Genomic DNA, 7,322 nt, shown 5'->3' with positions numbered 1-7,322 from the left:
TCCGGCTATGGGCACGAATAGCCGGACTCACGACCCATTTGGGGGTTGGCGGGGGTCTGAGAGGCGCAGGATCCGTCGGAGTGCGCCTAGAGCCGCATCCCGAACGTGACCACCGCGTCGTCCTCGTCGATCGCGGTGAAGCCCACGCGCGGGTAGAACTCTTGGGCGCCGGCGTTCGCCTTCTCCGCCACGAGGTGCAGCCCCGCGGCCCCCGCGTCCCGCGAGTGCGCGGCCGCAGCTTCGATGAGCTGCCGGCCACCGCCCTTGCCCTGCTGGTCGGGCAACAGGTCGATGTGCAGGTGGGCAGGGTAGTCGTCGAGCTGCGGGATGATCATGCGTTCGGGGTCTTCTGCGGATGGCACGAGCCACTCGTCGCCCGCCGTGCGGACAGGGTGCGCGGCAGCGACCCTGGGCCACCAGGTGTCGCTGAACCACGTCTGGAAGGCCCGCGTGTCGGTGGTCCCCAGCACGTAGCCGCGCGCCTCGCCGTCCACGTCCCACACATAGACGAAGCACCCGGGGCCCTGAAGGTACGGAGTGGCGTAGACGTCGGCGAGCACCTGGTCATCGCCGAACACCCCCGTAGCGTCCGCGCCGGTGGCTCCCGTGAGGAGGCAGATCCGCGCTATCTGCGCGTGGTCCGCGGGTGTTGCGGGGCGGATTCGGCTCACGCGCCGCTACACCCTGCGGGACTTGGCGCCTTGCACCGGCCCGACGGTGTGGATCAGTTCCCACGCTTCCCCACCTAGGCCATCGGGCCAGGTAAGCGACCCCAAACCGGTCCCCATGACGAGAACGGACGGTCCCGCGCCAGACACAACAGCGGCGTACCCTTCCCCGCGAAGATGCTGCAACATCGCGACGGCCGGGGGCATGGAATCAGCACGATACGACTGGTGGAGCTTGTCCTCGGTGGCCGGCAAGAGGAGCTCGAGCTGCCCGCCGAGAGCTGCCACCAGCAGAGCAGCGCGGCCCACATTGAACGCCGCGTGGGTGTGCGGCACCTGCGGCGGAAGCACGGCGCGGGCCTCTTTGGTGGGCAGCACGGATTCGGGGATGAGCACGGCGGTCTCGATCGCGGGATCCAGCGTGAGCGAGGTGGCGTGAGCCCCCTCCGCGTCCACCCAGGCCGCCGTGGCGCCGCCGAAGATGGCCGGTGCGGCGTTGTCCGGGTGCCCCTCAAACGCAGTGGCGAGCCGCAGCGCGGCCGCGGCGTCGAGCGCCTCCGGCTCGGCGATGAGCGCCCGCGCGGCCGTGATTCCCGCAACAACCGCGGCGGCCGAAGACCCAAGGCCCTTGCCGTGCGGGATGCGGTTGCGGCAACGAATCTCGAGGCCAACCTGCGATGCCCCAACAGAGTCAAGCGCCTCGCGCAGTGCCCGCACTACCAGGTGCGACTCGTCACGCGCGAGCGTCTCAGCGCCCTCGCCCTCAATAGAGATCACGGTCTCGCCAGAGGCGACCGCGCGCACCTCAATCTCGTCGCGCACACCAAGCGCCATGCCTAGCGCGTCAAAGCCGGGCCCTAGATTCCCTGCTGTGGCGGGCACGGTGACCAGCACGTGATCGGCGACGAGACGCATCGCTACAGCCCCAGCGCGGCGGCGGCCGCCTCAACGTCTACCGGAATCACCACGGGCTCTACAGACCGCGAACCCAGGGCCGTGGCCGTGTCCTTCAAGCCATTGCCGGTCACCGTGATGGTGATCTTGGCTCCGCGCGGCACCTCGCCTAACGCGCCGGCGGCGAGCAGCCCGGCCACGCCCGCAGCGGAGGCAGGCTCCACGAACACGCCAACGTCAGCGGCAAGGCGCGCCTGCGCGGACAGGATCGACGCATCTGACATCGCGCGAATCCATCCACCGGACTCGTCCCGCGCCGCAACAGCCAGGTCCCACGACGCCGGGTTGCCGATGCGGATGGCGGTGGCCACGGTTTCCGGATCCTTGATGGGGTGCCCAGCCACGAACGGCGCCGCACCGGCCGCCTGCACGCCCCAAATCTGCGGAAGGCGCGTAGCAATACCGGCCGCCGCATACTCACGGAACCCCATCCAGTACGCGGAAATGTTGCCCGCGTTGCCCACCGGAAGCATGTGAATATCAGGCGCGTCACCGAGCGCGTCCACGATCTCGAACGCCCCAGACTTCTGCCCGTGCAGGCGGTACGGGTTCACGGAGTTCACCAGCGCGATGGGGTACGCCTCAGAGAGCGACCGCACAATGTCGAGGCACTCATCAAAGTTGCCGTCCACCTGCACCAGGTCCGCGCCGTGCATGATCGCCTGCGCCATCTTGCCCGCCGCGATCTTGCCCTGGGGAATCATCACCACGCAGCGCAGCCCCGCGTGCGCGGCGTAGGCCGCCGCGGACGCGGACGTGTTGCCCGTAGACGCGCACACCACCGTGTGGTCGCCGTCCTTCACCACCTGCGTGAGCGCGCCCGTCATGCCCCGGTCCTTGAAGGAACCCGTGGGATTCATGCCCTCGACCTTGACGAAGACCTCGGCACCCACCTCGGACGAGATGGACTCCGCATACACCAGCGGCGTCCCACCCTCGCCAAGCGTCACCACGCGGTCCTCCGCGGAGAACGGCATGAAGTCCAAGTACTCGCGAACAACGCCCTGCCACTGGTGAGCCATTACTCCCCTTCAATCCTCAGCACGCTCGTCACCTCAAGAACCGCGTCAAGCCCGCGCAGGTCCGCGACGGTCGCCGCCAGGTCTCGCTCGAGCGCGCGATGCGTGGAAATCACCAGGCCGGCCGTGCCCGCGCCGGATGCCTGCCGCACCGTCTCGATCGACACCCCGTGCGCGGCAAAGACCTCGGCAACGCGCTGCAGCACGCCAGGACGATCGGGCACGTTCATGCGAACGGAGTACCTGGTAAACACCGTATCGATGGCAACAACGGGGTTGGCGGCATAGGCGGATTCGCGCGGCCCCTTGCCTCCCGACGCGCGGTGCCGGGCCACGCTCACAACGTCACCAAGAACGGCCGACGCTGTGGGCACCCCTCCCGCCCCCTTGCCGTAGAACATGAGTTCGCCGGCGGCGGCGGCCTCAACGAAGATCGCGTTGAACGCCCCGTGTACACCGGCCAGCGGGTGCGAAACCGGCACCAAGGCGGGGTGAACGCGAACGGCAACCGCGCCGTCGGCCCTTTCCGCGATGGCGAGCAACTTGATGACCTGGCCGTTCTCGCGAGCGGCCGCGACGTCGGCCGCGGTAACGCCGGAAATGCCCTCGCGGTAGACGTCATCGAGCGAAACTCGCTGGTGGAACGCGAGCGAGGCGAGGATCGCGGCCTTGGCGGCGGCGTCGAAGCCCTCCACGTCCGCGGTGGGATCGGCCTCCGCGTAGCCAAGATCCTGCGCCTGCTTGAGGGCCACGTCGTATGAGAGCCCGCGCTGCGTCATCTCGTCGAGAACGTAGTTGGTGGTGCCGTTGACGATGCCGAGGATGCGCTCCACCTGGTCGCCGGCGAGCGACTCGCGGACGGGCCGAACGATGGGAATGGCGCCCGCGACGGCCGCCTCAAAGTAGAGGTCTGCGCCAGCGGCGTCGGCGGCCTCGAAGAGCTCGGGGCCGTGCGCGGCGAGCAGAGCCTTGTTCGCGGTGACCACGGAGGCGCCGCCCGCGAGTGCCGCGAGGATGAGCTCGCGCGCGGGCGAGATGCCGCCCATGAGCTCCACAACGACGTCGGCGCGCGCCACGAGTGCCTCAGCGTCAGAGGTGAGTAGAGCGGAGTCAAGACCTTCTCGCGGCACCGATACATCCCGCACGTAGACCCCAGCCAGCTCCAACGGCGCGCCAACCCGCGCGGCGAGATCTTCTGCGTGTTCGGTGAGGAGCCGCACCACTTCGCGGCCAACCGTGCCGGGGCCCAGGACGGCTACGGCAATGGGCTGCTTGGAAGGCTCAGACACGGCACCAACTCTAGCGGGGCGCGCGCACGTGGCCGCGCCGCGAGTGAGCTGCCGCGATCAGGAGAACATCTGGCTGCCGCCGGGCGAGGAAACCCCAGCGGAAGCGAAGCCCACAACAGACGCAAAACGCCGCAACCATGGTTGGAGCGGCGTCTTGTTCTCGTCTTCGGGCTCGGAGCTCTTGAGATCCGTCATGATGGGACGGTCGTCGTCATTGATGTCCATCGCGCATCCCCTTTCACGAAGATGCGGACAGTATGACCCTTCTGACCGCAGGTAGCAAGCGCAACTTTGGTTTCTCTTAGGAAAGCCTTTACCAAACGTCCCAGCTGAAGAGGTCATCAAGGGTGTCGCGCCGGATCAGCAGCGTGGCCTCGCCGTCCTTCACCGCCACCACCGCGGGCCGCAGCACCGCGTTGTAGTTGTGCGCCATCACGCGTCCATACGCGCCAGTCGCCGGCACGGCCAGCAGGTCGCCGCGCGCCGTGTCCCCTGGCAGATCCACGTCTCGCACCACAATGTCGCCGCTCTCGCAGTGCTTGCCCACTACTCGCGACAGCGTCGCGTCCGCGTCGGAAGCTCTGCCCGCGAGCGCCGCGGTGTACTCGGCGCCGTACGTGATGGTGCGCATGTTGTCGCTCATCCCGCCGTCCACGGCCACGTACTGGCGCGAGCCGCCGTCCTCGAGCGCCACGTGCTTGACCACGCCCACGCGGTACAGCGTGAGGCCCGCGGGCCCCGCAATGGCACGGCCGGGTTCAATGGAAAAGCGCGGCCACGCGCCGCCCACGTTCGCAAGGGCCGACGCTACGGCCCCAGCAATCTCGCGCGCAGCCTTGGCAATGGGGAGACCTTCGGCGTCCTCGGTGTAGGCGATCGCGTAGCCGCCGCCGAGGTCTACCTCCGGCAGGTCCACACCCGCGTACGCGGAGAACGCCGCGCGCAGGCCCAGCATCCGCTCGGCAGACTCGCGGAACGCCTCGACCGAGAGGATCTGGCTGCCGATGTGGGTGTGGATGCCGAGCAACTCGAGCCCGGGAGCGTCGTGGCACGCGGTGAGCGCCTCGAACGCCGCTCCCGTGGCGAGCGAGAGGCCAAACTTCTGGTCCTCGTGGCTCGTGGCGATGTACTCGTGACCGCCCGCGTGCACGCCCGTGGTGACACGCACCATCACGGGCGCTGTCACTCCGAGCTCGCGCGCCAAGGCGTCGAGCACCTCGATCTCCGTGAAGGAATCGACGACGATGCGCCCAACGCCCACCTCGAGAGCGCGACGCAACTCAGCGTCGGACTTGTTGTTGCCATGCAGGCCAATGCGCGAGGCGGGCATGCCGCCCCGGAGGGCAATTTCAAGCTCTCCCCCGCTGGCGACGTCGATCGACAGCCCGTCCTCAAACATCCATGACGCCACGCGCGAGGAGAGGAACGCCTTTGACGCGTAAAACACGTCGCAGGTGGTGCCGTGCTCGGCGAAGGCCTCGCCGAAAGCCGAACGGAACTCGCGGGCACGGCCGCGCATATCGTCCTCGTCATAAACAAAAAGCGGCGTGCCGAACTGGCCGGCGAGCTCGCGAACGTCGCAGCCGCCAACGGACAGCGCGCCGTCCTCGCCGCGCGCGGCGGTGAGTGACCAGGGCGAATTCATGGCGTGGAGACTACATCCGCTCGGGCGCGGAGACGCCCAGCAGGGCCAGGCCGTTACGCAGCACCTGGCCCGCGGCATCGTTGAGCCACAAGCGCGTGCGGTGCAGGTCCGTGACCTCCTCGTCGCCAAGCGGGGTGACGCGAGTGCGGTCGTACCAGCCGTGATACGCCGCGGCAACGGTCTCGAGGTAGCGGGCAACGCGGTGCTGCTCGCGGAACTCGACGGCCTGGGTGACCACGCGCGGGAACTCGCCAAGGACGCCGAGTAGGGCCGCCTCCGCCTCATGTGTAAGCAGTTCGGGCGCAAAGCCGTCCTCGCGGCGGATGCCGTACTCGGTGGCGTTGCGGGCAACACCGGCAGAGCGCGCGTGCGCGTACTGCACGTAGAACACCGGGTTGGAGTTGGACTGCGAGGCCAGCAGGTCAAGGTCGATGTCGATGTTGGAATCGGCCGAAGACCGCACCAGCGCGTAGCGCGCCGCATCCACGCCAACGGCGTCCACGAGATCCTCAAGCGCCACAACAGTGCCTGCGCGCTTGGACATCCGCACGGGTTCGCCGTCCTTCACGAGGTTGACCATCTGGCCGATCTTCACCTCGACATTCTCCGGATCGTCGCCGAACGCGGCGGCCGCGGCCTTGAGGCGAGCGATGTATCCGTGGTGGTCCGCGCCAAGCAAGTAGATGCACAGGTCCGCACCGCGGTGGCGCTTGTCCTGGAAGTACGCGAGGTCGCCTGCGATGTACGCCGGGCGGCCGTCGGAGCGGATCACCACACGGTCGCGGTCGTCGCCGTAATCGGTGGAGCGCAGCCACCAGGCACCCTCTGACTCGTAGAGCGCGCCCGTCTTCTTGAGGTGGGAGATCGCCTTGTCCACCGCACCGGACTGGTGCAGCGAGTCCTCGTGGAAGTACACATCGAAGTCCACGCCAAAGTTGTGCAGCGACTGCTTGATCTGCTCAAACATGAGCTTCACGCCGCGCTCACGGAAGAACTCAAGCGCCTCTTCCTGGGGCAACTCGAGCGGATCCACGTCGCCAGCCGCCATGGCCTCGACCATCACCTCGTTGGCGATGTCCTGGATGTACTCGCCCGCGTACCCGTCCTCAGGCGCCTCCTCACCCTTGATGGCCGCGAGCAGCGAAGCCGCGAAGCGATCGATCTGCGCGCCGTGGTCGTTGAAGTAGTACTCGCGCGTCACCTCGGCGCCGTGGAACTCCAGCAATCGCGCAAGCGAATCGCCAACGGCAGCCCAGCGCGTGCCGCCAAGGTGGATGGGGCCGGTGGGGTTCGCGGAGACAAACTCAATGTTCACGTGCTTGCCGTGAAGAGACTCCCCCGAACCGTAACCCTCGCCAAACTCGACGATTCCGCGCGCAAGCTCTCCCGCAGCGTCGGCCCGGAGGCGGATGTTAAGGAAACCGGGGCCGGCAACCTCAAGCGACTCAATGCCAGGTTCGTTGGCGAGACGGGCGGCGAGCTTCTCCGCAAACTCGCGCGGCGAGAGGCCCGCCCGCTTGCCCAACTGCATGGCGACGTTGGTGGCCCAGTCGCCGTGGTCGCGCTGACGGGGACGCTCCACGCGCACCTCGCCAATATCGCCCTCGATCGCGAAGGTGCCGTCGTCAACGCCAGCCTCGATAGCGGCAAGAATGGTTTCAGTCAGTTCCTCTGGGGTCACCCGTCAAGTCTAGTCGCGTGCCCGACGCTGCCATCAGTTCGCGAAGAGGCTCACCTCACGCGCATC

The 7,322-nt window shown here is 67.9% G+C and carries 7 protein-coding genes; all 7 read right to left on the bottom strand.

All coding sequences use genetic code 11. The features are described 5' to 3' along the window. Window positions 1-86 precede the first annotated feature (86 nt). The 7 genes from QM618_RS00815 to argS all read right to left on the bottom strand — a co-directional run bounded on the left by QM618_RS00815 (window position 87) and on the right by argS (window position 7,256). Window positions 87-671 (bottom strand): GNAT family N-acetyltransferase, encoded by a 585-nt coding sequence (locus QM618_RS00815; protein WP_428093470.1) that lies wholly within the window; start codon window positions 669-671, stop codon window positions 87-89. 6 nt (window positions 672-677) lie between these two features. Next, on the bottom strand, window positions 678-1,583 hold the full coding sequence (gene thrB / locus QM618_RS00810; RefSeq protein ID WP_428093467.1) for a homoserine kinase: 906 nt from the start codon (window positions 1,581-1,583) through the stop codon (window positions 678-680). Window positions 1,584-1,585: 2 nt separating this feature from the next. Next, window positions 1,586-2,644: a threonine synthase gene (gene thrC, locus QM618_RS00805; protein ID WP_428093464.1), complete on the bottom strand. Its 1,059-nt coding sequence runs from the start codon at window positions 2,642-2,644 to the stop codon at window positions 1,586-1,588. Then, a complete protein-coding gene (locus tag QM618_RS00800) occupies window positions 2,644-3,930 on the bottom strand; it encodes a homoserine dehydrogenase (RefSeq protein ID WP_428093461.1) in 1,287 nt (428 codons plus the stop codon). Before QM618_RS00800 ends, thrC begins: the two co-directional genes overlap by 1 nt. Window positions 3,931-3,987: 57 nt before the next feature. Further along, complete coding sequence (locus tag QM618_RS00795) at window positions 3,988-4,155, bottom strand: hypothetical protein (protein WP_428093458.1); 168 nt, start codon at window positions 4,153-4,155, stop codon at window positions 3,988-3,990. Between the two features lie 88 nt (window positions 4,156-4,243). Then, window positions 4,244-5,575, bottom strand: a complete 1,332-nt coding sequence (lysA, locus tag QM618_RS00790; RefSeq protein WP_428093455.1) for a diaminopimelate decarboxylase — start codon at window positions 5,573-5,575, stop codon at window positions 4,244-4,246. Between the two features lie 10 nt (window positions 5,576-5,585). Next, window positions 5,586-7,256, bottom strand: a complete 1,671-nt coding sequence (argS, locus tag QM618_RS00785) for an arginine--tRNA ligase (protein WP_428093452.1) — start codon at window positions 7,254-7,256, stop codon at window positions 5,586-5,588. Window positions 7,257-7,322: the final 66 nt, after the last annotated feature.

Origin of the sequence: Demequina sp. (assembly GCF_049841215.1) — a bacterium.
Lineage (GTDB): Bacteria > Actinomycetota > Actinomycetes > Actinomycetales > Demequinaceae > Demequina.
Note: the sequence above shows the minus strand (reverse complement) of the source record. Positions and strands in the feature narration are given on the sequence as shown.

What these genes read in the sequence shown, in the direction of transcription:
- thrC (WP_428093464.1), bottom strand. Translation starts at nt 2,644, where the DNA reads ATGGCTCACCAGTGGCAGGGCGTTGTTCGCGAGTACTTGGACTTCATG.
- thrB (WP_428093467.1), bottom strand. Translation starts at nt 1,583, where the DNA reads ATGCGTCTCGTCGCCGATCACGTGCTGGTCACCGTGCCCGCCACAGCA.
- QM618_RS00795 (WP_428093458.1), bottom strand. Translation starts at nt 4,155, where the DNA reads ATGGACATCAATGACGACGACCGTCCCATCATGACGGATCTCAAGAGC.
- lysA (WP_428093455.1), bottom strand. Translation starts at nt 5,575, where the DNA reads ATGAATTCGCCCTGGTCACTCACCGCCGCGCGCGGCGAGGACGGCGCG.